The sequence below is a fragment of the Photobacterium satsumensis genome (genome assembly GCF_050336935.1).
In the GTDB taxonomy this organism is placed as follows: domain Bacteria; phylum Pseudomonadota; class Gammaproteobacteria; order Enterobacterales; family Vibrionaceae; genus Photobacterium; species Photobacterium satsumensis.
This window is the reverse complement of the sequence record NZ_JAKJSK010000007.1, coordinates 986,318-1,012,925: the sequence shown is the minus strand read 5'-3', so window position 1 is coordinate 1,012,925 and position 26,608 is coordinate 986,318. Positions and strand designations below refer to the sequence as shown.

23 protein-coding genes are annotated in these 26,608 nt (G+C 44.7%); 14 read left to right on the top strand and 9 right to left on the bottom strand.

Features of this window, described 5'->3' with window-relative positions; genetic code table 11:
- Positions 1 to 74 precede the first annotated feature (74 nt).
- The gene (locus L4D79_RS16210) at positions 75 to 1,691 is read left to right on the top strand and encodes a peptide ABC transporter substrate-binding protein (protein ID WP_428652581.1); all 1,617 of its coding nucleotides are present in this window, start codon (positions 75 to 77) and stop codon (positions 1,689 to 1,691) included.
- A gap of 68 nt (positions 1,692 to 1,759) precedes the next feature.
- Here the strand turns inward: L4D79_RS16210 and L4D79_RS16205 are convergent, their stop codons facing one another.
- The gene (locus L4D79_RS16205) at positions 1,760 to 2,941 is read right to left on the bottom strand and encodes an MFS transporter (protein ID WP_428652580.1); all 1,182 of its coding nucleotides are present in this window, start codon (positions 2,939 to 2,941) and stop codon (positions 1,760 to 1,762) included.
- A 91-nt stretch (positions 2,942 to 3,032) separates the two neighbouring features.
- On the opposite strand from L4D79_RS16205, the gene L4D79_RS16200 reads away from it, so the two are divergent.
- Complete coding sequence (locus tag L4D79_RS16200; RefSeq protein WP_428652579.1) at positions 3,033 to 3,830, top strand: AraC family transcriptional regulator; 798 nt, start codon at positions 3,033 to 3,035, stop codon at positions 3,828 to 3,830.
- 6 nt (positions 3,831 to 3,836) lie between these two features.
- Here the strand turns inward: L4D79_RS16200 and L4D79_RS16195 are convergent, their stop codons facing one another.
- The 3 genes from L4D79_RS16195 to L4D79_RS16185 form a co-directional block, all read right to left on the bottom strand.
- Positions 3,837 to 4,493, bottom strand: coding sequence for a MarC family protein (locus L4D79_RS16195; protein ID WP_428652578.1), 657 nt, complete (start codon positions 4,491 to 4,493; stop codon positions 3,837 to 3,839).
- 205 nt (positions 4,494 to 4,698) lie between these two features.
- Complete coding sequence (locus L4D79_RS16190; RefSeq protein ID WP_428652577.1) at positions 4,699 to 5,469, bottom strand: SGNH/GDSL hydrolase family protein; 771 nt, start codon at positions 5,467 to 5,469, stop codon at positions 4,699 to 4,701.
- A gap of 420 nt (positions 5,470 to 5,889) precedes the next feature.
- Positions 5,890 to 6,348 (bottom strand): CC0125/CC1285 family lipoprotein, encoded by a 459-nt coding sequence (locus L4D79_RS16185; protein WP_428652576.1) that lies wholly within the window; start codon positions 6,346 to 6,348, stop codon positions 5,890 to 5,892.
- 554 nt (positions 6,349 to 6,902) lie between these two features.
- Between L4D79_RS16185 and L4D79_RS16180 the strand changes: the two genes are divergently transcribed.
- The 5 genes from L4D79_RS16180 (at position 6,903) to L4D79_RS16160 (ending at position 11,580) form a co-directional block, all read left to right on the top strand.
- Positions 6,903 to 8,222, top strand: coding sequence for an APC family permease (locus tag L4D79_RS16180; RefSeq protein WP_428652575.1), 1,320 nt, complete (start codon positions 6,903 to 6,905; stop codon positions 8,220 to 8,222).
- 14 nt (positions 8,223 to 8,236) lie between these two features.
- Positions 8,237 to 9,406 (top strand): M20 metallopeptidase family protein, encoded by a 1,170-nt coding sequence (locus L4D79_RS16175; RefSeq protein ID WP_428652574.1) that lies wholly within the window; start codon positions 8,237 to 8,239, stop codon positions 9,404 to 9,406.
- 92 nt (positions 9,407 to 9,498) lie between these two features.
- Positions 9,499 to 10,137 (top strand): thioredoxin domain-containing protein, encoded by a 639-nt coding sequence (locus L4D79_RS16170; RefSeq protein WP_428652573.1) that lies wholly within the window; start codon positions 9,499 to 9,501, stop codon positions 10,135 to 10,137.
- 210 nt (positions 10,138 to 10,347) lie between these two features.
- Positions 10,348 to 10,884, top strand: a complete 537-nt coding sequence (locus L4D79_RS16165) for a Crp/Fnr family transcriptional regulator (RefSeq protein WP_428652572.1) — start codon at positions 10,348 to 10,350, stop codon at positions 10,882 to 10,884.
- Positions 10,885 to 10,965: 81 nt separating this feature from the next.
- Positions 10,966 to 11,580, top strand: coding sequence for an NAD(P)H-dependent oxidoreductase (locus tag L4D79_RS16160; protein WP_428652571.1), 615 nt, complete (start codon positions 10,966 to 10,968; stop codon positions 11,578 to 11,580).
- A gap of 59 nt (positions 11,581 to 11,639) precedes the next feature.
- On the opposite strand, the gene moeB is transcribed toward L4D79_RS16160, so the two are convergent.
- The gene (moeB, locus tag L4D79_RS16155) at positions 11,640 to 12,389 is read right to left on the bottom strand and encodes a molybdopterin-synthase adenylyltransferase MoeB (protein WP_428652570.1); all 750 of its coding nucleotides are present in this window, start codon (positions 12,387 to 12,389) and stop codon (positions 11,640 to 11,642) included.
- 69 nt (positions 12,390 to 12,458) lie between these two features.
- Positions 12,459 to 13,691 carry a molybdopterin molybdotransferase MoeA gene (gene moeA / locus L4D79_RS16150; protein ID WP_428652569.1) on the bottom strand — a complete coding sequence of 411 codons (1,233 nt, stop codon included), beginning with the start codon at positions 13,689 to 13,691 and terminating at the stop codon, positions 12,459 to 12,461.
- Between the two features lie 236 nt (positions 13,692 to 13,927).
- Here moeA and folE point away from each other — a divergent pair, with 236 nt between their 5' ends.
- Together folE and L4D79_RS16140 are read left to right on the top strand one after the other, a co-directional pair.
- The gene (folE, locus tag L4D79_RS16145) at positions 13,928 to 14,581 is read left to right on the top strand and encodes a GTP cyclohydrolase I FolE (RefSeq protein ID WP_428652568.1); all 654 of its coding nucleotides are present in this window, start codon (positions 13,928 to 13,930) and stop codon (positions 14,579 to 14,581) included.
- Positions 14,582 to 14,676: 95 nt separating this feature from the next.
- Complete coding sequence (locus L4D79_RS16140) at positions 14,677 to 15,600, top strand: LysR family transcriptional regulator (RefSeq protein WP_428652567.1); 924 nt, start codon at positions 14,677 to 14,679, stop codon at positions 15,598 to 15,600.
- 53 nt (positions 15,601 to 15,653) lie between these two features.
- Here L4D79_RS16140 and L4D79_RS16135 read toward each other — a convergent pair whose 3' ends face one another.
- Positions 15,654 to 16,706: an AraC family transcriptional regulator gene (locus tag L4D79_RS16135; RefSeq protein WP_428652566.1), complete on the bottom strand. Its 1,053-nt coding sequence runs from the start codon at positions 16,704 to 16,706 to the stop codon at positions 15,654 to 15,656.
- A gap of 156 nt (positions 16,707 to 16,862) precedes the next feature.
- Between L4D79_RS16135 and L4D79_RS16130 the strand changes: the two genes are divergently transcribed.
- The 3 genes from L4D79_RS16130 (at position 16,863) to L4D79_RS16120 (ending at position 21,712) form a co-directional block, all read left to right on the top strand.
- Positions 16,863 to 18,341, top strand: a complete 1,479-nt coding sequence (locus L4D79_RS16130) for a coniferyl aldehyde dehydrogenase (protein WP_428652565.1) — start codon at positions 16,863 to 16,865, stop codon at positions 18,339 to 18,341.
- A gap of 162 nt (positions 18,342 to 18,503) precedes the next feature.
- Entirely contained in the window at positions 18,504 to 20,054 is a 1,551-nt protein-coding gene (locus L4D79_RS16125) for a long-chain-fatty-acid--CoA ligase (RefSeq protein WP_428652564.1), read from the top strand.
- Between the two features lie 17 nt (positions 20,055 to 20,071).
- Positions 20,072 to 21,712 (top strand): GMC family oxidoreductase, encoded by a 1,641-nt coding sequence (locus L4D79_RS16120; RefSeq protein WP_428652563.1) that lies wholly within the window; start codon positions 20,072 to 20,074, stop codon positions 21,710 to 21,712.
- Positions 21,713 to 21,769: 57 nt separating this feature from the next.
- On the opposite strand, the gene L4D79_RS16115 is transcribed toward L4D79_RS16120, so the two are convergent.
- Positions 21,770 to 22,639 carry a YjjW family glycine radical enzyme activase gene (locus tag L4D79_RS16115; RefSeq protein WP_428652562.1) on the bottom strand — a complete coding sequence of 290 codons (870 nt, stop codon included), beginning with the start codon at positions 22,637 to 22,639 and terminating at the stop codon, positions 21,770 to 21,772.
- Positions 22,605 to 24,152, bottom strand: coding sequence for a YjjI family glycine radical enzyme (locus L4D79_RS16110; protein WP_428652561.1), 1,548 nt, complete (start codon positions 24,150 to 24,152; stop codon positions 22,605 to 22,607). The genes L4D79_RS16115 and L4D79_RS16110 overlap by 35 nt, the downstream gene beginning before the upstream one ends.
- A gap of 322 nt (positions 24,153 to 24,474) precedes the next feature.
- On the opposite strand from L4D79_RS16110, the gene L4D79_RS16105 reads away from it, so the two are divergent.
- Both L4D79_RS16105 and L4D79_RS16100 read left to right on the top strand, forming a co-directional pair.
- On the top strand, positions 24,475 to 26,160 hold the full coding sequence (locus tag L4D79_RS16105; RefSeq protein WP_428652617.1) for a L,D-transpeptidase family protein: 1,686 nt from the start codon (positions 24,475 to 24,477) through the stop codon (positions 26,158 to 26,160).
- 106 nt (positions 26,161 to 26,266) lie between these two features.
- Positions 26,267 to 26,533 carry a hypothetical protein gene (locus L4D79_RS16100; protein WP_428652560.1) on the top strand — a complete coding sequence of 89 codons (267 nt, stop codon included), beginning with the start codon at positions 26,267 to 26,269 and terminating at the stop codon, positions 26,531 to 26,533.
- Positions 26,534 to 26,608: the final 75 nt, after the last annotated feature.

Below are 26,608 nucleotides of genomic sequence, written 5' to 3'. Positions count from 1 at the left end.
ATCACCCAAGTGAATATAGGTGTATGTTAAAAGCGGTTTTTACCCTTTTATTACAACCATCACAAGGATAGATTATGCAAGGAAGTAAGCTAACCGTGATCGCCGCAGCTGTCGCTATGCTAACGGCAAGTCCAACCTGGGCTGCAGATGTCCCCGCCAATGTAGCGTTAGCCAAAGTACAAGAGATAGTCCGTGGTAATGGCGACGAAGTTCCGACGTTAGACCCTTCTTATTCTTCAGATACCTCCAGTGCGCGTGTGATTGCCGATATGTTCGAAGGGTTAGTCACACAAAGCCCAGATGGTGAGATTATCCCTGCACTGGCAACTAAGTGGGAGCAATCGGAAGATGGTAAAGTATTTACTTTCCACTTGCGTGACGGCATTAAGTGGTCAAACGGTGAGCCGATTGTTGCAAGTGATTTTGAATACAGTTTCAAGCGGGTGGTCGCCCCTAAAACCGGTGCGCCGTATGCGTGGTATTTGAGTACCGCTCATATTCTCAATGCCGATAAGATTAATGAAGGAAAGCTCCCGGTTGATGAGCTTGGTGTAAAAGCGCTGGATGACAAAACCTTGCAGGTTACTCTTGATAAACCAGTGCCATACTTCGTCAAAATGATGGTGCATGAGTCGACATTCCCTGTTTATCGACCAGCCATCGAAGCCCATGGTGATGCGTGGACTAAGCCTGAAAATATTGTAACTAGCAGCGCCTACAAGTTGGCAAACTGGACGCTTAACGAGCGCATTGTATTAGAGCGTAATCCACAGTATTGGAATAATGAAAAAACAGTCATTAACCAAGTGACGTATCTGCCGATTGCCGATATGACTGCGGAATATAATCGTTTTAGGACTGGCGAAATCCATATCACGTCGTCGTTCCCGTTAGAACAATATAATGCCATCAAGAAACAGCGACCTGATGAGCTGTTAACCATGCCTTCGCTTGGGACTTACTACTACTTGTTTAATGTCAGCAAAGCGCCATTTGATGATCCTAGGGTTCGAAAAGCCTTAGCCTATGCGATTGATCGTGACGTTGTCACCAAGGTGATTCTCGGTCAAGGGCAGGTACCCGCCTATGGGGTAACGCCTCCTTCTGTTGATGGCTTCGTTCCGCCGAAGTTGGCATGGGGTAAGTTAAGCCAGAAAGAGCGTACCCAGAAGGCCAAAGAGCTACTGGCTGAAGCCGGTTTTGACAAGTCCAACCCACTATCGTTTGAGCTGGTGTATAACACCTCCGAGTCACATAAAAAGCTGGCGATTGTGATGTCGTCGATGTGGAATAAGGCTCTAGGTGCAAAAGTTAATCTTGCTAACCAGGAATGGAAGACGTTTTTACAAAAGCTGGGACAGAAAGATTTCACCGTTGCCCGTTATGCTTGGGTAGGCGATTACAATGAAGCATCGACCTTCCTTTCTTACTTCGAAAGTACTGGGATGAACTACTCACGCTGGTCAAGCGATGCATATGATGAGGCAATGGCGAAAGCTATCCAGTCGCCAAGCAATGAGGAGCGTAACAAGTATTATCAGCAGGCTGAGCAAGTGTTCTCGGAAGAGATGCCAGCGATTCCGCTATACCATTACACGCGCTCCGTCCTTAAGAGTACCAAGGTTGGCGGGTACTCAGCGACTAACGCTGCAGAGGCACGCTATACCCGTGATTTGTATCTGACTCAGTAATCTCCAACTAAGTGAGCCCACATAAACGATAAAGCCGGAATATATTCCGGCTTTTATTATGTTAGGGGTTAGCAACATACTTCTTTACGTTGTTTTTTTCCGCTAGGCATCAGAACAACAGCTAGGGTAGAGATGCACATTACTCCTGCTAAAACCCAATATAAAGACGTGAAGGTGGCATTAGTCGCATATTGATGAGAATAGCTATAAGAGATAAGCCAGTAAGCTATGGGGCCAGTAGTGAAGCTTAGCGTGTATTTAACGGCGTAGATTGTGGATCGCCATTTCACGGATGTGTTTTTGCCTATGAGCCAGTCATTAATGGGGATCTGAGCGTAAGTACAAAACACTAACCCGGTTAAGCACAGAATGAGCAACCAGCCTGACGCCATCGAAGCTAAAATCAAGAATGTTGCTTGGCCTATGACCACACAAAGCAGCAATATTTTGGACGATAGCTTATCGAGTAATTCGCCAATAATAAGCTGAGCGGCCGCTGCTAGAGTGAAAATGCCTGTTGCGAGTAATCCAATTTGGCCCAACGTTATTGAAAATGTTTCTTGTAGGATCTTTGGTAGTGCTGTTGTGATAGTTTGAAACACTAAGCCGCCAAATGTAGCGACAACCGCAATACTGAGGAGTAATCGAACTAGGTCGTTTGGATTGGTGAGGGTTGAATTTTTAACCTGCACGTTTTGTTGATTGTAGTTAATGCCCTCTGATATACGTACATACACTAAACCAGCCGAAATGCAGGCGATACCTGGAATAAGAAAGGCGGCTTGCCAGTTAATTGCCTGAGTAATATACGCAGTAACAACTGCAGCACAGGCTAGGCCGATATTTCCCGCGAGACCATTAACGGCAATTGCCCGGCCGGTTTTCTCGGTTGTCGCAAAAACCAAAGCGATACCGACTGGGTGATAAATTGAAGCGAATAGGCCAATAGCGACAATGCCCCAGGTCAGTTGTATGGCTGTTTGTGCGAAAGCGGTGAGGATCGCCGCGCTACCCATACCGAAGAAAAACAGTATCATCATGGCTCGTTTACTCCAGCGATCACCTAACCAGCCGCTAGGTAGCGCTCCTACACCGTAAGCAAGCATTCCAAAGCTACCTAAGCGAAGCAACGCGTCATAAGGCATGTCCCAATATTGCTGAATTCCCAAAATGGCTGTTGGGAATATGAGGATAAAAAAGTGGTTTAGCCCATGTCCTATATTCATAAGAAGAAAGTGGTATCGATGCATATTTACTGTTCCTGTTCGCTAACGAGTGAGAAAACAGTTTACAGAGGCATATGATGTCTCATAGTCTCCATAAGGACGACATATTGCCCAAATGAGCCATAAAAACACAATGAAGCGTGATATCCACTTTCCTGAAGAAAATGTATCTGTACTGGTGGTTCCTAAGTCTTATCCGGACGGATATACCATTGACTGGCATAGCCATGACTATTCTCAGTTGGTGTATGCTTGCAGCGGAGTGATGGTTGTAGCCACGATGGAAAATATGTGGGTGATCCCGCCGCAAAGAGCGGTGTGGGTACCCGCCGGTATTTTGCATAAGGTCGCGATGTATGGCCATGCAGAGATGAGAAATGTCTACCTACAGTCTAATAGTGATCATCAACTACTAGAGAATAGTGCTGTAGTCAGTATTTCTCCTCTGCTCGGAGAGATCATTGCCTACATGGCATCAAGCCGCTACGAACAAAGTGGTTCAGATGAAAAAGAAAGGCTGGTTGCTGTGATGTTGGATCAACTGAGGATCGCTGATCAAGTCTCGTTATATTTACCGTTGGCTAAAGATAGAAGGTTGGCTGCTGTGTGTGAATATCTCTTGGCTCAGCCTGCAGATACTCAATCACTGACTGACTGGGCTAACCGGGTAAATATCAGCAGCCGGACCTTAAGCCGTTTATTCAGACAAGAGTTTGGAATGTCATTTGTTGAATACCGCAATCAGGTCAGGTTGTTTGAGGCCTTAAAGCAACTTGCTAAGGGGGCTCCTGTAACAACGGTTGCGCTTGACGTTGGCTTTATCAGCGTAAGTGCATTCAGTCGCTTGTTTAAACGCTATTTCGGTAAATCACCCAGCCATTATTTCTCTGAAATTAATTTTGCTCAGCCTTAAGCTGATTTATTTGGGTATTTTATCAAATAACGCAATAGCATCATGTATCCCTTGAATCCCCATTTGCATTCCAATAACGGTTAAGATCAATCCCATTAGCCGAGTGACAATACTGATTCCGTTATCCCCAAGCAAGCTCACTAGCTTTTGGCCATAGATAAAGCAAACTAGGCTGATGAGGCATAACAAGGCAAAAGCGGAAATGGTGATAGCGATGTTGAGAATGCCGCCGGCGGCCGAGTAGTTCATCGCCGTTGCTATCGTCCCTGGTCCCGCCAAAATCGGTAGGGCAAGGGGAGAGATCGCCACATCTTGACCATTGTCGGTTTGCCTGTCTTCACTGCTCTCACTTTCTTGATGACTGTGCATTGAAGAACTACTACCTTGGAGCATATGGTAGCCAACCAAGAACACCAAGATGCCACCTGAAATGCGAAGAGCAGGCAGAGTGATACCAAAGACTTGGAAAATACCTTTACCGAGTAAACTGAACGTCGCGACAATACAAAAGGCTGTAAACAGGGCTTTAAAAGCAGTCGCTTTCTGTTGCTGGTGGGTTTGTCCGCTGGTTAACCCTATAAAGACTGCGGTATTTGCTACTGGGTTCATAATGGCGAAGAACCCCATAAAGACGGTTACGCTAACAGTCAGTAAGTCGTGCATTGGACAGCCCTCTAAGCCTAAAGTTAACTTGTTGTTTTAAAGAAGCTTAGTTCGAATGCTATAAGGGTAAAGAATCTTTGCGATAAATGAGAGGGGTTTATCACTTCAGAGAAAAGCCGGTGAACGTACACCGGCTTAAATGAGGTATTGTCAGGCCTGTATTAATACGGTATTAAAACCATGAAGAATGATTTGTGGGGGACGGTTAAAAATGGTTCGCCCTAAACTCAGTCACTGTGTCCCAAGCGATTTGCTGTATAGCTGTAGCGGTTTCTTGGTCCATATCTGTATCAACCGGTGTTGCACCACCGAGTGGGGATTCATTGTAGAGGGTTGCGTATAGGGTGGCAGCGGCAAGGTACGTTCCTTCAAGCGATGGGTGAGAGCCGTCACTGTGATAAAGGTTGATGTCAGGATATTGCTCAATCATTGCTTGGAAGGCTAAACCGACAGGTGCAACATAACCTCGAGTATCTTTCGCGATCTTAATATAAGCTTCTGCAAGATCATCAAACTTTTCAGGTTCTGATTGCTTAGCCCATGTCATAAGGTACACGACTTGGGAGCCTTTACTTTGTGCGAAGTTAGACATTTGTTTGGCGGACTTTTCGAAATACTCACGGCTTTTATCATTGGCTGTGATAGGCTCGCTTGAATGCCCTTGGAAAATGACAGTATCCCAATCTCTTAAGGTGTAGTGAAATTTTAGATTACTTTCATGCCAGCCTAATCGACCACTGGAAATTGTAACGCCTCGGTAACTGTACCCTTCAGCATTATTGGGTTTTAACGAGCGAGTTAAGTCCCTAAGCCTAGTATTGAGGTGATTGTTGTAGTGAGTATATGAGTTGCCATATAGTGCGACAACCTTACTTTCAATATCTAATGGCTGGGATGGATAATCTGCTAATGGTTTCGCGTGGCCTGAGACTGAAATAGCACATAATCCCGCGATTAATATTTTTGAGACCTTCACATTATATTCCTTATATATTAATTACTAAGGACATTAAATCTATTCAGTTACCTATCTGCTATGGGAAAACTTTTTTCTTATTCGTTTTTTTAGCTTTTATCACATCACGATCATCTTGTGTGCGTAGGGTCACGCTGAGAAAGTCATTTCGAAACATCAAAAAGCCACTGGGTTCCCGTGTGGGGCGGGTTTTTGCTCGGGAGGAGGTTTATTAAATTTAATTAAAACAATCGGTTAACGGTGTTGTTTGATGTTTTGCACAAAAAAAGCAGGGAAAAATAAATTCCCATTTATGCAGTATTGAGTAGCACCGGGTACAGGAGGAAATATCACATCAATTAAGAGTTTTATGAGGGATAACGCCGTGAATATGTCTACTAAGCCGGTGTTCTATCACCGGCTTAGCTAAGGGAAGGTACGTTACGAGTTCACATCAACGTTTTTCAGAATAAAGTCAGATTCGTAAACCGCAAGGTTGCTGTCAGCTGGCTTCTCATTCATACCAATCACTTCAACCATCACCGTGGTTTCTGAAATCGTGCTGCCAATGCCATATAGAAAGTCATTACTTGAATAGCCAATACCTGATGAACTTCCGGTTTGGTCGCGGAAGTTTTGCTCGCCACGTAGGGTAAAGTACGGGTAGCCAGCACCTTGGGCTAGTTCTGCGGCTTTATGAAGAAGGTAGTTTCTAGCGAGAGTTCGGTCAGTATTTTCGTTGCCGATAAAACTAATTTGCCACGTATCTTGTGCAAGGGGAGTGACTTCAAAGCCTTTGCCGAAAGACCAGAAAGAATCACGGTCGGTATCGTACGGGGTGACACAGCCAGCAAGTAGTAATGCGCTCAAACCACACGCGATTAGTCCCATTTTTTTCATTATATTCACCCTTATAAAACACTGTTCATTATATTTAAGGATAGTAGCATTATTTTTTAAGTATTCATTGCTCTTGCAGCCGATCCGTACAAATCCATACAATCTATGAATGTTTAGGTGTGCTAACTGTTTTTTGATCCTGAAAGCATGTTTGTCTGTTTTCTACGGGGAAGGCGAGTAAGTTCGAACTTTAGATAGTATATCTACATTGTAAGCATTTGTTATTTTCCGTTTTCATTGTCACTTATCAACTTTACTCAGCTTATCTTTCAGCTTTGAAAGATAATCTTGATGATAAGTTGTTTTTATTCAGTATCTTACGACATAAATTCAAATCAGAACTGGTAACGGCTAGCCTGATTGAATGTTGCTTTTGTAGCAATATTCTACTTCATTAGTGTTTTATTGTAGAAAAATATTCTCCATTAGCCTGTTTGTGTAGCAAACAAAGCAAAGATTTTCCTTCTGCTTTCAGTACTATGTTCGGAATTCAAAACGATAAAACTATTTATATCAATAACGTCTTAAATTTCTTACTAATTAGGTATTTTCCAATGACTGAAAATCAAAAAAAATTAGGCTTATGGTCTATCGTTCTCCTTGGGTTTAATTCAATAATAGGTTCTGGCATTTTTTTGCTTCCTGCTTCAATGTATCAATTTGCCGGTGACTGGTCTGTTTCTATTGTATTTATAACGGGTGCGATTGTTGCAACAATTGCTTTATGTTTCGCAGAAGCTGCAGGGTATTTTAGTAAAAATGGAGCAGCTTACGTATATACCAAAGAAGCTTTTGGGAGTTTTGCTGGATTTGAAGTTGGCTTCTTGAAATGGTTCATGCAATGTATTGCTTGGGCTGTGATGGCTGTTGCTTTTAATAATATTCTATCCAGTACCTTTGATTTTGAAGAAAATAACCTAATATGTAATTTAATTATTGCAAGTACTGTATTATTACTAACAGGAGTAAACCTTCTTGGTGTGAGTGCTGCGAAAGTTGTTAACAATATTTCGACGATTGCTAAAATGATACCTCTTATTTTCCTTATAGTTGTTGGTATTTGGTACATCACTCCAGAAAATATTATTCCTAACTCAAATTTAGAGCCAACCTATTCATTGAGCTCTGAAACGATTGTATCGGCACTAATACTGACGTTCTACTCTTTTACAGGGTTTGAAACATTCGGTACAGCCGCAGAAGATATGGAAAACCCAAAGAAGAACCTTCCTATCGCAATCTGTTTATCGCTTGGTATTGTGATGATGTTCTATGGGTTGGTTATGGCTGTGACTGTAGGTGTTCTTGGTGAAGATGTTGCAACCTCAGGTACGCCTTTAGCGGATGCAGCGCGTGTTGTATCTGGAGAATTTGGTTTTTGGCTTATTACCCTTGGCTCTATCGTTTCTATTGCAGGCATTAATGTAGCCGCTTCATTCCACATTCCACGCGCGTTACTTCCTCTTGCTGATGATAAGATGATCCCATCGTTTTTTGGTAGGAAAACAGCGGCTGGTATCCCATATGTTGCCATCATCGCGTCTGGTGTTGTTACCTTACCGATTGCCCTAAGTGGCTCGTTTGCCGAATTGGCAATGCTTTCTGTCGTGGCTCGTTTTGCTCAATACATTCCAACGTGTATTAGCGTTCTTATTTTCCGAAAACGTTATTCCAAGAGTGAAGAGTACCAATCTTCTTTTAAAGCTCCTCTTGGCCCAGTGCTTCCGGTACTAGCTGTATTAATCTGTATTGTGTTACTGGCAGATCAGGAACTTTCAAGAATTGTGATTGGTTTAGGTTTTATGGCTGTGATTTCCCCGCTTTATTTCTTAACCCAAAGAAACAATAACGAATCTGTAAAAGCAACTGTTTAGACAAGAGAGATAAAATGTACGTATCAAACCCAATTGCCATGATTGATGGTGAACTGGTTAAGCAAGCGGTTAACTGGCGAAGGGACTTACATCAAATTCCGGAGTTACGGTTCGACTTGTACCAGACGCAGCAGTACCTAATTGAACTGCTTGAAAAGTGGGGGGTTGAGCATGATCTCGGTTTTGGAACTACTGGGATCGTTGCTACCGTTAGAGGCAGTGAGCAGGGTAATACAATTGCGTTTCGCTGTGATATGGATGCACTGCCAATGATGGACGAGTCCGATACCGAGTGGACCTCTAAACATCAAGGGGCTGCCCATGCTTGCGGTCATGACGGGCATATGGCGATTACGCTGGCGGCGATATTCTATTTATCCAAAAATAATCATTTCAAAGGAGAGGTTAAGGTTCTTTTCCAGCCTAATGAAGAGACGGGTAAAGGGGCAAAAGCCATGATGGATGATGGTTTATATGAGTCTCATCCTTATACTGAACTCTATGGTTTCCATAATATGCCGAGGTTGAAAGATAAAACCTTGCAGGTCCGATATGGTGCCACAACAGGTGCTGGTGAGTGCTACTCTTTAGCAATTACAGGGCGAAGTGGTCATAGTTCTGTACCTCATAAGTGTATTAACCCGATTAATGTTGCGAGTGAGATTATTACAGAGTGGGATTCCATCACTCGGGCAATAGATCCCAAAGATATGGCGGTCATCGCAACCTGCAAACTTAATGCTGGAACTACAATGAATGGAATACCTCAAACAGCCTTTGCAGGTGGAACGATGCGTTATTTTGAGGCGCATATTGCTGACTATATACGTGAAAAAATGCATTCAGTCGCTGAGGCTGTATGCAAGAAATACAATGCAAGTTATAGACTTATTTTTGAAGTGCTTTGTCCCGCCACGATAAATACCAAAGCACATACCAACTCGGTCATTGCATGTGGAAATAGTATTTACGGAGAAGGTAATGTTGTTACGGACGTTCCTGCATCTGCTGGTGGCGAAGATATGCAGTTTTTTGTGACAAATCAAGTGGAGGGAGTATGTTGGTTTATGATAGGGACGAAGGGGAGTAATTTGCATACCTCCACATTTGATTTTGATGATACGAGTATCCAAGATGCAGCGTCTATGCTGGTAAATATCGCTTACCAAAGGCTTGCTGTATGACAAAGTAAGGTTTTATCAACCGCAGTTAATTTCTTTTATGATTCTATATGTTGGTTAAATGCTGATATGGCATTTATCTTATTGAGGGATGTATGTTTGTTTACCAAAGTATTCGTACTGTTAAGTCTGCTTTTATTTCGTTGCTGGTTTTATTTTCCAGTTATGGCTTTACGCATGAGGCTAAGAAAGGGGAACATTACGAAGTTCTAACGCCTACTATTATTTCTGCAGATAGCACTGCTCGTATTGTGAAGTATTTTTCATTGAGTTGCCACCCATGCAAAATGATGAATGAATTTCTTCCTCAGTTAGAACGAGAAACAGGGAAAGAAATTGATAAGGAGCATGTGGTATACAATGATAATACAAAGTCATTAGCTACTATTTATTATAGTGCTAAGGTACAAAGTGAAATTGTTGTCGATACGTCATTTATGAAAGATCTGTTTAGCCAAGTGCAATCGAGAACTGTGGATCAAGGAAATATAGCAAACTTATTTCAACGCTATGGCTTAAAAGCACCTGAGACAATGACTGTTCAGCAAAATGAAATGGTTACAAAGCAAGTTGTTCAGTCTGAATGGGTGATGAGTAATACCAGTATCAATGCTGTCCCCGGATTTGTTGTCGATGGAAAGTACTTGGTAAAACTGGACCGGCATCGAAGCATTGAAGAAATGGCGGCAACGATGAAATACCTGTTAGCGTTATCTCCGGATGAATCATCGTGATGTTTAGCTCTAAGTAAACTTTTTCTTATTTAACAACAAGTCAGTTTCATACTGACTTGTTTTTTTATATATTCATTCCCTTAGAATAGGATGGAGTAACGGCTAAACTATGTGGCTAAAGTTACAGCATTGATATTATACTTACCCAGAAAAATGTATCGCTTTTAGTTGGATATAACACGGCTATTTGAGTCAATATGAAGTTGTTGGATGATGGACAGTATCGAGAATATCTGGCATGAATTGAAACCATATGCCAAGCGTATAGAGTTGAAAAAAAAAGAAACGGTTATCGATGAAGGCACCGCAGCAAAAGCCATTTATTATATCGAAGCAGGTTGCCTGCGTTCATGGTTCAACCATGATGGAAAGGATGTTTCTTTTCAGTTCTTCATGGATGGCCAATTTGTGTCATCGTTTGAAAGCCTAATGTTCAATGAACCCAGCCCTTACACTGTTGAAAGTATATTGCCATCAACAGTCTATGCGGTTTCTGTTGAAGATTTAAAGCGCCATCTCGATGTGTCTGGCCCATTTAAGGATGCGATGTTTCAATTGATGTCAGAACGGCTAAGACATTATCAAAGGCTCTTTCTTTCACGAATAAAAGATACTCCACAGCAAAGGTATCAAGAGCTGGTAAAGCAGCACCCTGAGCTAATACGAAAAGTGCCACAACACTATATTGCGTCTTACCTAGGCATTACCTCTGTGTCATTGAGTCGGATACGGTGCCGGAAAGAGTAGATTGATAACATATGTTATCGTTGTTATCCCTTTAGCTCTCTTAACATAGCTGCAATTGCTATTGAATGTAGAGAGAGTTCGATGAGAGTTTTAGTTGTTTTTAACCACCCCTATGAAGGTAGCTTCTGTAATTCAATCTTGGAATCAGTGAAAAAAGGCTTGTCACAAGGGCATCATGAGATAGATGTGATTCATTTAGACCAAGATGAATTTGATCCAGTGATGAGAGCTAAAGATCTGCAAGCCTTCACCTTGGCAAGAACCGAACCCGAGAAAGCCTATAGTATGCTTGACCAGCAGGTGCTGGACTACAAACAGCGGATAGAGCAGGCAGATCACGTCGTGTTTATATTCCCGATTTGGTGGGAGTTGATGCCTGCGCTGACGAAAGGGTTTATCGATAAAATAATCTTTCCCGGCATTGCTTATGACTATAACGACAAGGGCACACGAATGTTTAGCAAACTGTCCAAGTTAAAAGGCGTGACTATGATCACCACCATGAACACACCGTCTTTGGCTTATCGTTTATTGTTTGGCAATGCGATTAAAAAAGCGATGCTGCTGGGTACTTTCTGGAAGATCGGCATTAAGAACCGCAAGTGGATAAACCTGACCTATGTGAAGTTTACTAGTGATACCAAGCGGGCGAAGTGGCTCAGTGAGATTGAGGGAAGTTTTTCCACGATTGGCTGATGATAACGGGTCAATAGCACTATCAAAAAAGCCAGCCGAGATCGGCTGGCTCAGAGGTACTACTCGCCACAAACCTGGCAATTAGGCTGCTTACCTAGCTTCATTTCCCGCCAGCTCATTGTCATGGCATCAAGCATCAATATTTTACCTGTCAAAGGTTGTCCCATATTGGCGGCAACTTTAATCGCTTCCATCGCTTGTACTGCACCTACAATGCCCACAACCGGTGACATGATCCCCGCTTCGACGCAAGTCAGGGCTTGCTGGCCAAACAGGGCACTCAGGCACTGGTAGCAAGGCTCATCGTCTTGATAGGTATAAACACTGATCTGGCCTTCCATACGGATGGCAGCACCGGATATCAACGGGGTTTTGGTCTCGAAACACAAGCGGTTTAACTGGTTTCGGGTATCCACGTTGTCGCAGCAGTCCAACACCATATCATGCTGTTCGATAAGTGCTTTCAATGCGTCATCATTGAGGCGCTTGGCTACGGTCTCGAGCGCGGTATTCGGATTGATTGTCTGAAGTGCCTGTTGGGCAGAGTCGACTTTCAACATGCCGACAGTGCTGTCATTGTGCAGAACTTGTCGTTGGAGGTTGGAAACTTCGACTTTATCGTCATCAATCAGCGTTAGTTTACCTACACCTGCCGCTGCAAGGTACTGGGTTGAGGCACAGCCTAATCCACCAGCACCAAGGACGAGCATTGAGGTGGCCTTGAGTGCTTCCTGGCCATCAAAATCAAATTGTTTAAGAATAATCTGGCGGTTGTAGCGCAGCATTTCTGCGTCGGTCAGTTCTACCACTGTGTATTCCTGTCGGGATTCTACTGAGGAGATACGTGTCCGCTGAGTATGCGGACACGGTCATCGATATTAGTACATTGCCTGGTTGAAGAGTTCGATAGTAACCTCTTCATCTGGCATTACGCGGCCACGTTCTTGCTCAAGTACCACAAAGCAGTTGGCTTGGTGCATCGAGCTAAAGGCACCAGAGCCTTGGTTACCTGTCGTGGCAACTTCAACTTGGCCTTCACTGTTGATTTGATAGATACCGCGCTGGTAATCAGCACGACCCGGGCGCTTTTTGAAGACTGTAGTCGCTTTGGCCTTCAGGCGCTGTGGTGGCTGGTAATGGCTATGGCCCGACAACTTGGCAAGCATTGGCTGTACCAGTTGGTAAAGCGTAACCATTGCCGAGACAGGGTTACCCGGCAAGCCGCAGAACCAAGTATTGTTGATAGTACCGAAAGCGAAAGGCTTACCTGGCTTCATGGCGATTTTCCAGAACCCGATTTCACCTTGTTCGTCGAGAATGTCTTTGGTGTAGTCGGCTTCACCTACGCTGACACCGCCAGACGTCACCAGTACATCAGCCGTGGTTGCTTGAGCAAAGGCTTCGCGCAGTTTTTCTGGGCTGTCTGGAATAATGCCTAGATCCATGACATCACAGCCGAATTTCTCCAGCAGTGCACGGATACCATAGCGGTTACTGTCGTAGATCTGACCGGCTTCCAACGGCTCGCCAACTGGGCGAAGCTCATCACCGGTAGAGAAGAATGCAACCACAGGACGGCGATAAACGGGCAGGGTAGCAATACCAAGGGAAGCCAGTAGAGGCATCTCGCGGGCGGTAATGCGGTTACCTTTGGCAACGACAACATCACCCTGATGGACATCATCACCAATAGGGCGAACATTTTCGCCGTGAGAAACCTTAGCCGTGAAGCGAATGTTATCACCGTCGACTTCGGTTTCCTCTTGCATAATAACGGCATCTGCGCCTTCAGGCATTTGGGCGCCGGTCATGATGCGAATACACTGACCTGGCTGGCAAATACCATCATAAGGGATACCGGCAAAAGATTTACCTGCCATGTGCAGGGTATCGGTATTTTCCAAGTCAGCAATGCGCAGGGCATACCCGTCCATTGCCGAATTGGCAAATGGCGGCACGTTAATTGGTGAGCAAATATCTTCTGCAAGTACCAGTCCCATGCCATCAGACAGGGAAACCGTTGCTACAGTTTCAAGAGGTTCAACTTGATCAAGAATCTTGGTCAGTGCGGTTTCGACTGGCATTAAGCCTGGAGTGTCACAACATCCCATAATAGGTATCCGTCTATCGTCGTTATATGTTTTAGTGGGGTAATTATGACAAAAAAAGGTCACTAGCACTAATACCTGAGTAGTTTCGTCGTGTAATTCATAGTGTATTTTTTTCGATTTAAGGGTATCCTTCCGTCTCAAAGTTTGCTGGCACTCGTATTTGGGCACGTTTTATACACATAAGTATCTAAAATTACTTGATGTTTGCCTTAAGCCCAGCCGGTTGGAGGAAAAGAATGACTGCATTTAGCGAATCTGCATTGATGGTGCGCCAAGCACTGGTTGAGCGTGGTTTAGAAACCCCTATGACAGATAGGGTGGTAAGCCGCGAAGAGAAGAAAGAAAAAATTGAGTATCACATGCGTGAGATCCTTGAAATTCTTTCATTGGATCTAACCGACGACAGCCTGGTTGAAACACCCCATCGAATCGCAAAGATGTATGTAGATGAAGTGTTTTCTGGTCTAGATTACGCCAACTTCCCGAAAATCACCGTCATTGAAAATAAGATGAAGTGTGATGAAATGGTGCGAGTCAAAGATATTACGTTGACCAGTACTTGTGAGCATCACTTGATTACCATCGATGGGACAGCAACGGTCGCTTATATTCCTCGTGGTAAAATCATCGGCCTGTCTAAGATTAACCGTATTGTCCGTTTCTTTGCTCAGCGTCCGCAGGTTCAAGAGCGTATGACGCAACAAATCTTGGTCGCATTGCAGACCCTGCTTGAAAGTGATGACGTCGCCGTTACCATGGATGCTACGCACTATTGTGTAAAAGCGCGTGGTGTGATGGACGCAACCAGCGTGACGACCACCACGGCTTTGGGTGGTATTTTTAAGCGCAACCCGGCTACCCGCGCTGAATTTCTGCACGGTCTTCGATAATTCTTTATTTGACGCCAATCCAGAATAATTTATTATGAAACAAGCCAGTAGATAATCTACTGGCTTTTTTGTAGCTAGTGGATACTGAAAGGCTTATGGATCTCATCAAACTGTCCCGAATCAGCATGAAGCATTTAATTACACTGCATGTCATGCTGGATACACTCAGTGTTACCGCGAGTGCAGAGAGGTTATGCCTGAGCCCGTCCTCCGTCAGCAAGACCTTGACCCAATTACGGGAAAGTTTGAACGATGAGTTGTTCTACCGTCACGGCAATCAACTCGTCGCCACACCGCTCGCTCGTCGTTTAGGGCCAACCGTGCACCAAATGATCAACGAGATGAACCAGATGCTGACGCAAGAGGCGTTTGATCCTGCCTCTTATCAAGGGCGTTTTTCACTGGCGATGCGGGAAAGCACTTTCGAGTTATTGGCGGCCAAGCTGAGTGCAAGGGTACTTCAGCAATCGCCGGGGATGCGATTGGAGATTTGGTCACGTGATAATAAAGGGTTTGATAGCCTTGCCAAAGGCCAGTTGGATTTCATCATTTTGCCCCATGATAAAAGCCAGCCACCAAGCACACAAAACAATCTGGTATGGGAAACTCTATTGGATGACGAGATGGTGTGCTTGATGAACCCCAATCATCCGCTTGCCGATAAAGCCATGACTATTGATGATTACCTAAGTTATGGCCATATCGGCATTACCGATAATGATTTGAGCGTCCCGTTCTTTGAAATGCAGCTTGCCCAGCAGCATCAGAAACGCAAAATTGCTGTTAACGTACCTGATTTCGGTGGCGCAGCCTTAATGTGCCATCACAGTGACTTGCTGTTTACCTGCTCTCGCCAGTGGGCAAATGTCGCTTTGCAGGCAAAGGATTTGATCACCAAGCCGTTGCCATTTAACTATGGCGAGGTGTCTTATAGCCTTGTGTGGCATCAGCCAAGCATGAATGATCCTGCCCAGCGTTGGCTGTACGAGCAAATTACCTCTGTTGCGAAAGAGCCGTAGTTAACGAGTTGCAATGTCTTTGATATGCAATGCCGCCGGCTATAACTCGTGGCCTATGTACTTTCGGCTGCTCTCGTTTGTTTGCGGTACTGAGAAGGGCTTAGTCCACTCCACTTTCCAAAAGCATGACGGAAATTAGCGCTATCAGAGAAACCAATACGCTCGGCTATTTCATCAAGGCTTAGTTGGGTCGTTTTTAAATAGTCTTTGGCTAAGTTACAGCGCACTTGATCCAATAGAGATTGGTAGCTTGTACCAAGGTTGCTTAAGTGACGACGAAGTGTACGTGATGACATCGAAAAGTGATCTGCGACCTGTTCGATATTAGGGTAGCGTCCTGAACTCTCAACAAAGAGCAACGAGACTTTATCGGCTAACGTCGTGGGCTGGTTTAGTTTAGAGAGCATGTCATCGCAAGACTGCAGGCACATCTTCAAGGTCAATGGGTTAGTCGTAGGTAATGGACGTGCTAGCCAATCAGAATCAAAGTGCCATTCAAGTTTATTACTGCCGAAGATGACAGGGCATTTAAAGATTTCCTGATATAGGTGGCTGTAGCTTGGTTCGGCAAAAGGAAAATAGAGCTTTTTAGCTGGGAAATCCGCCTGAGTGACTTCTTCACATAATGCTTTGATTGCACTAAACCAGTATTCCGCACAGAAACGGAGCAAGCTCTCATCGAGCTCCAACAACTCTTCGCCACTGAACCCTCCGATATCATTATCGACCCACATTTTTTTGCGTAAAACCGGGCCAGCAAGGCGAAGGTATTTAAAGCCAATAAGCAGTGCCTCACCTAAGGTAGCACTACTGAATACCGCATAGCCAAGTACACCGAAATCGCTAAAGCGGGCTTGGCTGCCAACCAAGAGGCCAAGTCCGGGCTGTGAGGATAAATTCATGGCATTTGCAAAGACCACTAACTTATCTCGGTAACGAATATGGGTATTGGGAGAGATTAAATCATCAGGTGTCAGCTTGCTGCCTGAGAGTAGGGTTTCGACAGTAATCCCTTCTTTCTCCAGCATCTTAACCAGTAGTTGGATATCTAATATACCGTAAGTGTAATCGTTGGCACTCGGGGCGTAATCAGCAATATATTCCATATTGACCTTCGATATTGACCATAAATAACAGATTACCATAAATATTTATCTGATTTATGGCGTTGTCCGAATTTCACCTATAATTGTCTGCTTGCGACCTGTGCTTGGTGTGAGTGAAGTGTTGTAATGTGATGGTATTACAATAAGGTGACATTTATGATGAGCAAGCCAATCACAGTCGAAAATCATGAAGTAATGCATGATAACGCAATTCAAGTTAATGATTTGAATGATAAGTTTATAGTGTTGCAGCGTGCTTTTAATCAAGAACCATACCCAAGTCTTGCATTGAGGAAAGAGCGACTAACAGCATTGAAATCACAGCTGAGCCGTTATCAGCAGTTGTTAGCTGATGCAATGAGTGACGACTTTGGCCACCGTTCACACACGGAATCTATTCTGGCTGATGTGCTTGCACCTATTTTAGATATTAACCATGTGTTGAGTCATTTGAAGCGATGGGTAAAACCTAAACGCCGGCCAACAGAGTGGCTATTTAAAGGCAATAAACTACAGCTGCGTTATCAACCTAAGGGAGTTGTAGGCATTATCTGTCCGTGGAACTTCCCTTTGTATTTGTCGATAGGGCCGATGATCACGGCGCTAGCTGCAGGTAATCGCTGTATGATCAAAATGCCGCCAAATTGCCCAAGAACGACGGCAGTGCTAAAGCGCATGTTGGCAGAGATCTACAGCGAAGACTTGGTGTGTATTATTGCGGGTGATCACCCCCAAGCAATGGAGATTTCACACCTTCCTTTTGACCACTTGGTTTTTACAGGCTCACCGGCAAGTGGCAAACATATCATGGCTAACGCTGCAGCTAACCTGACGCCGGTCACGCTAGAGTTAGGTGGTAAGTCTCCGGCTGTGGTGTTTGATGATTTTGATATCGAGAAAGCGGCAGAGCGGATAGCACATGGCAAAGGACTTAACTCGGGACAAATATGTATTGCCCCCGATTACGCCATGGTGCCAAAGGATAAAATCGACAGTTTTGTCACTGCGTTACAAGCCGCGAATCGGAAAATGTATCCAAGCTTTGACGGTAATCGAGATGTCACTCACTTAGTGGATGAGGCTCAAGAAGCGCGATTTATTGCATTAGTAAAGGATGCAGAAGAGAAAGGAGCGGTAATTACCCGTTGTGGTGAAAAAGGTGAGGGGCGCCAATACCCGCTGCATATCGTTACGTCACTGTCGCCGGATATGAGAATCTGCCAGGAAGAAATTTTTGGACCGCTGCTGCCTGTGTATGGCTTTGACGATATCAATGACGTTGTTGAACATATTCAATCCCGGCCACGGCCACTGGCTTGTTATTTATTTAGCCACAATATTGAGCAGCGTGAGTGGGTTCTGACAAATACCCACAGCGGTGGCGTGACCATCAATGATTGGGGCTGGCATGTTCTCAACCATTCTGTGCCATTTGGCGGCACGGGAAATTCAGGTATTGGAAACTATCACGGCGAAGAAGGCTTCCATGAACTAAGCCATGCTCGGTCTGTGTTAGAAATGAAGCCTTGGTTTCCAATCCAAATATTCAGCCCGCCTTACGGCACATTGCTGCAACGACTAACTCTACGTTTGTTCGTCGGTAAGGCTGATCCCAGCTTGAAAGAGAAAAACTAATCGAAGTACATAGTTTTACAGATGTAAATAGTTATACAGAAGTACATAGCGATATCTGAATTAATGAGTATAACTAATAGAGCATCAGCGTTGGTATGACAGCGCTGATGCTAAGCAATACCCTTCATCGGATGTTATCAAAACAATAATATGAGGTCGTAAATGCTGAATCTTGCTGTCAATCTAGAGCGCTGCGCAACACTCTATCCCACCAAAATAGCAGTAAGTTGTGGTGATAAACAACTTACCTACCAACAATTGAATATGTTGGCCAATCAAGTTGCGAATGGACTAAAAGGACTGGGTTTAGACGTCGGAGATAAAGTTGCTTTGTCATGTCCGAACTTACCTTATTTCCCCGCTATCTATTACGGAATATTAAAGGTAGGTTGCACTGTTGTTCCGCTCAATGTGTTATTTAAATCGCGAGAAGTTGCTTACCATCTCGCCGATTCAGAAGCGAAGGCCTATTTTTGTTTTGACGGTACACCCGAGATGCCTATTGGAGAGATGGGGCGCTCAGGTTTTTCTGAGGTTAAATCATGCGAGCATTTCATTCATATACCCACACCCGGACATACGTCACCGGCACATGACGGTGAAATAGACTTCGCTAGTTGGGTCAATCAACAGCCAGCGGATTTTAGTACTCATACGAGTACTGGCGATGATACTGCCGTCATTCTTTATACTTCAGGCACAACAGGGCGCCCTAAAGGGGCGGAGCTGACCCACACCAACATGCTAACCAATGCGATGGCATCCCAATACCTGATGCGGCTGTCTAAGGTCGATACTACGCTGATCACCTTGCCGCTTTTTCACAGTTTTGGTCAAACAGTCTTGATGAATGCTTCGGTATTGAGTGGCAGTAGCATGGTTCTGATCCCTCGGTTTGATCCAATCACAGTGCTTGAAGCACTCGAAGCAAACCAAGTTACCGTTTTTGCTGGGGTTCCGACGATGTATATCGCGCTATTAGCGGCATCTGAACAACACCCATCACTTATTGAACGGGTATCGGCAAATCTGAGGGTGGGAATTTCGGGTGGCGCTTCTATGCCAGTAGAGATCCTTACACAATTTGAACAACGGTTTAATATTCCGATCCTTGAGGGATACGGGTTATCTGAAACAGCGCCAGTGGCCACATTTAACCACGTCGATGCAGAGCGGATCCCTGGAAGTGTCGGCCAGCCTCTGTGCGCAACGGCGGTAAAAATAATCGATATAAAGGGTAATCATGTTCCTGCTGGTGAGCCTGGCGAGATATGTATCAACAGCCCGAGTGTCATGAAAGGGTATTACAATCGACCAGAAGCAACCGCAGAGGCTTTAATTGATGGTTGGTTTCATACTGGTGATATTGGTCGGCTTGATAGCAATGGTTACCTCTACATAGTTGACCGAATAAAGGAAATGATTGTGCGAGGCGGGTATAACGTTTATCCGCGTGAGGTAGAAGAAATATTAATGGCACACGAGGCTGTATCAATGGTCGCTGTGGTAGGGTTGCCTCATGCTGTGCATGGTGAAGAAATTCATGCTTTTGTGGTATTAGACGATAGCCACGAAGCTGATGAACAAGCATTAAAAGCCTGGTGCAAGTCACAGTTGGCTGATTATAAATACCCAAGGCATGTTCATTTCAAATCTGAATTACCGATGAGTGCAACAGGCAAAATTTTGAAGCGCAAACTCACAGCTGAATAAGCGAAAGGAGTAGCATCATGAAGGATTATGACTATATCGTCGTTGGCGCTGGTTCTGCTGGCTGTGTACTCGCAGCTCGGCTATCGGAAGCTCCTGATGTATCAGTCTGTTTGCTTGAAGCTGGTGGGGCAGATAACAGTATGCTGATCCGCGCCCCCATAGGTTCAGTAGCAATGTTGCCAACCAAACTGAATAACTGGGCCTTTGAGACAGTACCTCAGCCAGGGCTCAATGGCCGAAAGGGCTATCAACCCAGAGGGAAAACGCTGGGAGGCTCTAGCTCAATAAATGCGATGATGTACGCACGGGGGCATCATGCCGATTACGATCACTGGGCGAATCTTGGGAATGAAGGGTGGAGCTTTCAAGATTGCTTGCCGTATTTTAAGAAGGCAGAAAATAACGAAGTACATTCCGGGGCATTTCATGGGCAGGGAGGGCCACTGAATGTCGCGGATTTGCAGTGCCCCAGCAGTTTGCTCAAGCATTACCTCAAGGCGTGTGAATCAATAGGGGTACCAACCAACCCTGATATCAATGGTGAAGAACAATTTGGTGCCATGGCAGCGCAGGTGACCCAGAAGAATGGTGAGCGATGCAGTGCGGCGAGAGCGTACCTAACACCCAATTTACAGCGTAGCAATTTAACGGTAGTGACACAGGCAACAACAACACGGGTGCTGTTTGAAGGTAAGCGTGCGGTGGGTGTTGAATACCAAAAGGGTGGTCATGTATATGCGATTAAAGCTATTCATGAAGTGATTGTGAGTGCCGGTGCATTTGGCTCACCGCAATTGTTGCTACTCTCAGGTGTAGGGGCAGAAAAAGATATTGCCCCGCTTGGTATTCAGCCTGTTCACCAATTGCCTGGGGTGGGTGAGAACCTACAAGACCACATTGATTTAGTTCATAGTTTTAAATGTGCCAGCAAGCATGACACCTTCGGTGTGTCGGCTAAAATGATGATGGCTATGAGTAAAGCATTACCGCAGTGGTTGTTGAAACGGACCGGTAAGGTAACCAGTAACTTTGCTGAAGGGATTGGTTTTTTTCATTCCGCGCCCGACTTGGCCGTACCTGATCTTGAATTCGTTTTTGTCGTCGCAATTGTTGATGATCACGCCCGAAAAATGCACTTCCAGCATGGCTTTAGTTGCCACTTAACATTATTGCGGCCCAAAAGCAGGGGCTCAGTTAAGTTAGAAAGTAATGATCCGTTAGCTCCACCTCGAATAGACCCTCAATTTTTCTCTCACCCTGATGATATGCCAGTGATGATTGCAGGATGGAAAAAGCAGAAGCAAATGCTGATGAGCAAGGCATTTGACGGCATCCGAGGGGAAGAGCTATACCCTGCTGATGAAAGTGATGATACCGCGATAGAGCAAGATATTCGTAATCGTGCAGACACGCAATATCACCCCGTTGGGACCTGCAAAATGGGGCCTGTTACTGATCCAATGGCTGTTGTTGATAGTGACTTGAAAGTACACGGTATGGAGGGGATTCGAGTTATTGACGCATCTATAATGCCAACGCTGGTCGGTGCCAATACGAATGCCGCGACCATTATGATCGCTGAAAAAGCCGCCGACCAAATAAAAGCCGCAAGAGTTAAGGGCTGTAGAGATATCACTTCATATAGCTATAGCTTCTAAATATGTTTTCCAACATATCAAGGTCTCCCACCATAATGGTGGGAGGCCTCGATTGGCTTACCCTAGAGGCTCACGATATAGCACGTTAAGACCGCGTCCAGTTAATTGCTCTGCAAACGCTGTTATCTGATTACCGCTGCAAGGCTCCCATTCGAGAGCCTGACCGGTTACACCGTGATGCTGAAATGCATTGAGTCTGATCGATGTTCTTTCTGGAAGATCAGACAGGTAATGGGCGAGGGCATCGATCTCCTGCTCGAAATCAGTGATCCCCGGAATATGCAGTAAACGCACTTCTTCCAACTTATCATGGCGGCCAAGTAGCTCAATGGACTGTATCACCCGGTGGTGGCTGCGTCCTGTTAACCAGCGATGGGTCTCATCTTGCCACGCTTTCAGATCTATCATGGCACCATCCAATACGGGCAAGAGTTTTTCCCAGCCGGCAAGGCTTAGGCTGCCGTTACTATCTACCATACAGGTCAGGTGGCATAAGGTTGGATCTTTCTTTATGGCACTGAACAACTCAGTAATGAAAGGCAGCTGTAGCGTTGCCTCACCACCGCTGATTGTAATACCGGATAGAAACACATGATGTTTCCGAACGAGTTGCAATACCTCTTCAACCGCCATGATTTGAGTTTTGGGGTTGGATTGGTTAGGGCAGACCTCCAAACAGTGATCGCAGTTTGTGCATAGGGTTGCGTCCCATCGCACTTTCCCTGCTTCTATAGACAATGCATTACTCGGGCAAGGAGCCACGCAATCTCCGCAGTCATTGCACACTCCTATCGTGTGCGGGTTATGGCAGTTCTTGCATTGGTAATTGCAACCTTGCAGAAAGATAACGAGCCTGTTGCCAGGCCCGTCTACACATGAGAAGTTGAGGATCTTACTGACTGTTGCAGTAGCGCGGCGCTTGCTCATGGCTCACAACTCGTGGTTTGCGATTGAGGATTCCGGTATTGGCTGCTGCTTCTGCACCAAGACCGGTGGTGTTGGTACGAGAGCCTTGCTCTTTGAACTTGGCGATATCCGAAAGCTTGATCATGTAGCCAGTCACTCGAACCAAATCGTTGGAATGTACGTTAGCCGTAAATTCACGGAATCCGATAGCTAACGCACCCTTACAAAGTTGGTACATGGCTTCAGGGTTCGACTTCACCGTTTCATCAATGGTCAGGATATCGCTAATCCCTGATGTATAGTACTGGTGGTGCTCTGCCAGAGCTTGGATGTGGCTTACTGGATCAGGCTCAGTCCCATAAGGAATACGAACACCAGGTGTTACACCGTCATCTAGGCTAATTCCTCCTTGAGCATGGAGCAGGGCACGGCCATGATAGCCATATTTCACCGGTGTTGAGGTGACAATGTCACTCAATGTTTTTGAAATACGGTGGCCCAGTGCGTTTGCCTCTGGCTGGTGGCCGTATTCGCCACACTTATCATCCTTTTCTCGTAGGATATTAACGGCTTCTGCCATGCCGTAGATGCCAAACATTGGGGCAAAGCGACTCTCGTCAATTAAGCCTTCTTGTACCAAGAAGGTGTTAAAGAAACCGGACTCTTCATGTAAATAAGCCGAACGTGCTTCGATCAACTCGTACATGGTTTGGCAGTAGCTTGGCAGGGTTGTTTGAAAAAATTCTTCGCTGGATGAGGCTTTGTGTGCCACTTCTTTTAGGTTCATACGAACCAAGGTGTTAGCACCACCTGCTAATGGTAATGAGTTGTAGCAACTTACGATACCAAAACCGCTGTTGTCATAGGCGTTGGCATGAACTGGGTAGTTAGCGATATGGGGCTTACTGCATTCGCAAATGTTGTGGCTAGCTTGACGTAATAGATCGTCTGGGGTGATCTCAGGATCATACATAAAGGTCAAGTTAGGCGCGACTTGTTTGAGCTCGGCATCCACTCGCAGAATAGTTCGGCAGATGACGTTGTCGGTCGGGCCAATGTTCACGTGCATAAAGGCATCTGGCAGGGTGCGATCCAGCATGATCCAGAAAAGGCGCAGTTTGCGATAAATGGTGTTTTCGTCAAGGCCTTCAGCGAAAGGCAGTAATACGTCATCTAGCTGACCAAGATAAACGGGAATATTGGTTACCGATGGTACGTGGTGGTAGATGATTGATAGATGGTTAAGTGTTTCATCAAAATCCGTTGCTGGTGGCAGTTCAAGGTATTCACTGCCTTGCTTCAGGAACTTGGCGTAATCTGGTAGCACATAACGCGGTTTGAATGGTGCATTTCCTTCAAACATGTCACACAAGATATTGTCTTCGATGGCAGCGCTGACTGACTCAGAAACCGCGAGGTAGGGCAGGCTGGCATCGGCTTCCAATGCAAGATATTGGCTTTTTTGCTTTGGAGAGAGAGTTGGATCATTGATGATCTGCTTGAATTTGTCTTGAATGCTCATGCTATTAACCATGTTTGAATTATGGTTAATAGCATAAGTTGGTAGGTTGATTTCTTGAAGTGAAAAGATATCAACCTGCGGTTTCGTTTTTGGAAAATAGCGAAGGGAGCTCACACTTTTTGGTTATCTAATACTTGAAGAAATATTGTGCTAAATATGAAATGCTTACGTGGTTGTCTGTTTTTTTGAGCTAAATTTTGTTGTCAAAAACTTGCTGGTTTGTCAATTTTTTGACTAAAACTTGATATAACAAGGATGAAGCAAAAACGAATTTGTTTGATGTTGCAATGCAGGAAGCAGGAGCAGCCTTGGTTCAATTGATCGGGAATTCGTGATGTTTTGCGCTAATAAAAGAAAAAAAACGCCATCATTAAGCTTTGCCTTTTTATTAGGTAATTTCCTATGTGCTAATGCCATCAGTGCCCAGCCTGTTAACAAGGATGTGAGGCTGGATTATTCTTTATTGCAGTCAGTCACTATTCATAGCTCTGAATACCTTTGCCCTCAATCGAGCGGTGCTGTGTGTTTCGAAGAGCTGACAAGTAAAGTCTATAAAAACAATGGTTTTTTACCCATTTGGGACGATGAAGAGTTACGTAAGGGTTTGTATACCAAGCTCTCTACTCTTCACCTTTCTGGCTTGGCTTTAGGAACCAATCAGCGGCTGTCAGAATTGAAAGCGTTAGAGCGAAATAAAGATCAGCGTGGGTTTGATATTCTGGCGACAGACAGCTATCACGTTGTAAAAGCAATAGAGCAAGGTATTGATAATCAGCCAACAATACTGTTTCGCCATCAAAGCTTACCACCACTAAACCAAAACGAAGCGGCTAATTACGCCAATAAAATTGGGTATTATGATCTAGAGCAGACCCGTTTCCTAAATCAACTTTATGCCGATCTGATATTACCTTCATCGACTCAAGTGGCGATTCGGCTAGCACGGTCCTTCAATCATTTAGCACCCCATGATTACTTTCCTCTAAAAAGAGGTGTCATTAAGCAAGGACAAAATATCCCCAATGGACATGCATTACTCGATGTTTTAAATACGTATGGCGATATTGATGTCGATGATTATTTGCTCGCTCGTGAACGCCATTCCATTGCGAATAGTGATGTTGTCAATCAAGCGATCAGGCGTTTCCAGCTTAGAAATGGCCTTGAGGATGACGGAATCATTGGGCCATCAACGTCACGACAAATCGCCTTACCTTATGATGAGGTGGCCCGTTTAATTGCACTGAATTACTATCGCAGCCAGATTGGCGCAACAGGAGAAGAGCGCCCGAGTATTCGAGTGAATATTCCAGACTACCGTTTGCAGATCACCCATCATCAAGAAGTGGTCTTTGAGTCAAAAGTCATTGTTGGACAAAAGACTCGGCCAACGAACTTGTTTTCTTCTTCAATGAATATCATGGTGGTGAATCCGCGTTGGAATGTGCCCGAGACGATCAAAAAGAAAGACGTGATCCCAGGAATGAAGGCATCCCCGGATTACCTGCAACAGAAGAATCTAACAATGATCCGCAGCTGGCGTGATCGTACCGAAATTTCCCCCGATATGGTGGAGTGGAGCAACGTTAACCCTCATACTTTCCCCTATGAGTTTATGCAAAATCCCGGCAGGGGAAATGCGTTGGGCAATGTGAAGTTTTTGATGCCCAATGATTACTCGGTCTATCTACATGACACACCATCTAGAGGCTTATTCAATAAAACTAAGCGTAACTTAAGCTCAGGATGCGTAAGAGTAGAAAAAGCCGCCGAGCTAGCTGAATATGTTCTGGATTATCAGCAGCGACCGAGCTGGAGAAACTACCAGCAACTGGTCAGCGATAGAAGAACTGATACCATTACCTTGCCGCGCAAGATTGATGTTGACGTGACCTATGTGACAGCTTGGGTTGATGAGAATAATCAATTACAGATGCGAGAAGATATCTATGGCTATGATCGACCCACTAAGCGGCCTGTTAAGTTGAAATATTCAACGGTGAAAAACTACAGGCAGTAGAGCCTATCCTTGGTATTTCAACACATGGGGTTGTTAGTAAAGCTAGAATTAATAATCAGTACCAGGGTGTGTGAAAGCACAAAACTCATGCTGCTGGATAAAGGCGATGTTGAGTAACAGAGTCAATGAATTAGTTGAAAAGGCATTGTTAGAAGGCGACATTAAAGCAAAAGTCGCGATAGAAAAAATCAATCAAAAATCGATACCTGTGGTTGAAGAATTGCCCACAGTTGAAACCACACCGTCTGAAGACAAGATGATGCTAGACATCGAAATGCAGTCCGAGCGGCTTAATCTAAATGCAATAAAATCAGCGAGAGTTGTCGCGAGCCTTCCCTTTCTCTTGTGTATGTTTAGTTTTGTAGGGCATTGATCTGCCAATGACATACCTATCCCTAGTGACTTCTAGCTAAATAGTTGGCATAAGCCAGTGTTTATCATTTTTTGG

Excerpts from the sequence above, each read along its gene's own strand:
- L4D79_RS16115 (WP_428652562.1), bottom strand. The coding sequence starts at position 22,639 with ATGAGCAAGCGCCGCGCTACTGCAACAGTCAGTAAGATCCTCAACTTC.
- L4D79_RS16120 (WP_428652563.1), top strand. The coding sequence starts at position 20,072 with ATGAAGGATTATGACTATATCGTCGTTGGCGCTGGTTCTGCTGGCTGT.
- moeA (WP_428652569.1), bottom strand. The coding sequence starts at position 13,691 with ATGGGATGTTGTGACACTCCAGGCTTAATGCCAGTCGAAACCGCACTG.
- L4D79_RS16210 (WP_428652581.1), top strand. The coding sequence starts at position 75 with ATGCAAGGAAGTAAGCTAACCGTGATCGCCGCAGCTGTCGCTATGCTA.
- L4D79_RS16110 (WP_428652561.1), bottom strand. The coding sequence starts at position 24,152 with ATGGTTAATAGCATGAGCATTCAAGACAAATTCAAGCAGATCATCAAT.
- L4D79_RS16180 (WP_428652575.1), top strand. The coding sequence starts at position 6,903 with ATGACTGAAAATCAAAAAAAATTAGGCTTATGGTCTATCGTTCTCCTT.
- L4D79_RS16175 (WP_428652574.1), top strand. The coding sequence starts at position 8,237 with ATGTACGTATCAAACCCAATTGCCATGATTGATGGTGAACTGGTTAAG.
- L4D79_RS16160 (WP_428652571.1), top strand. The coding sequence starts at position 10,966 with ATGAGAGTTTTAGTTGTTTTTAACCACCCCTATGAAGGTAGCTTCTGT.
- L4D79_RS16105 (WP_428652617.1), top strand. The coding sequence starts at position 24,475 with ATGTTTTGCGCTAATAAAAGAAAAAAAACGCCATCATTAAGCTTTGCC.
- L4D79_RS16125 (WP_428652564.1), top strand. The coding sequence starts at position 18,504 with ATGCTGAATCTTGCTGTCAATCTAGAGCGCTGCGCAACACTCTATCCC.
- L4D79_RS16170 (WP_428652573.1), top strand. The coding sequence starts at position 9,499 with ATGTTTGTTTACCAAAGTATTCGTACTGTTAAGTCTGCTTTTATTTCG.
- L4D79_RS16205 (WP_428652580.1), bottom strand. The coding sequence starts at position 2,941 with ATGCATCGATACCACTTTCTTCTTATGAATATAGGACATGGGCTAAAC.
- L4D79_RS16135 (WP_428652566.1), bottom strand. The coding sequence starts at position 16,706 with ATGGAATATATTGCTGATTACGCCCCGAGTGCCAACGATTACACTTAC.
- L4D79_RS16100 (WP_428652560.1), top strand. The coding sequence starts at position 26,267 with ATGTTGAGTAACAGAGTCAATGAATTAGTTGAAAAGGCATTGTTAGAA.
- folE (WP_428652568.1), top strand. The coding sequence starts at position 13,928 with ATGACTGCATTTAGCGAATCTGCATTGATGGTGCGCCAAGCACTGGTT.
- L4D79_RS16200 (WP_428652579.1), top strand. The coding sequence starts at position 3,033 with ATGAGCCATAAAAACACAATGAAGCGTGATATCCACTTTCCTGAAGAA.
- L4D79_RS16130 (WP_428652565.1), top strand. The coding sequence starts at position 16,863 with ATGATGAGCAAGCCAATCACAGTCGAAAATCATGAAGTAATGCATGAT.
- L4D79_RS16165 (WP_428652572.1), top strand. The coding sequence starts at position 10,348 with ATGATGGACAGTATCGAGAATATCTGGCATGAATTGAAACCATATGCC.
- L4D79_RS16185 (WP_428652576.1), bottom strand. The coding sequence starts at position 6,348 with ATGAAAAAAATGGGACTAATCGCGTGTGGTTTGAGCGCATTACTACTT.
- L4D79_RS16195 (WP_428652578.1), bottom strand. The coding sequence starts at position 4,493 with ATGCACGACTTACTGACTGTTAGCGTAACCGTCTTTATGGGGTTCTTC.
- L4D79_RS16140 (WP_428652567.1), top strand. The coding sequence starts at position 14,677 with ATGGATCTCATCAAACTGTCCCGAATCAGCATGAAGCATTTAATTACA.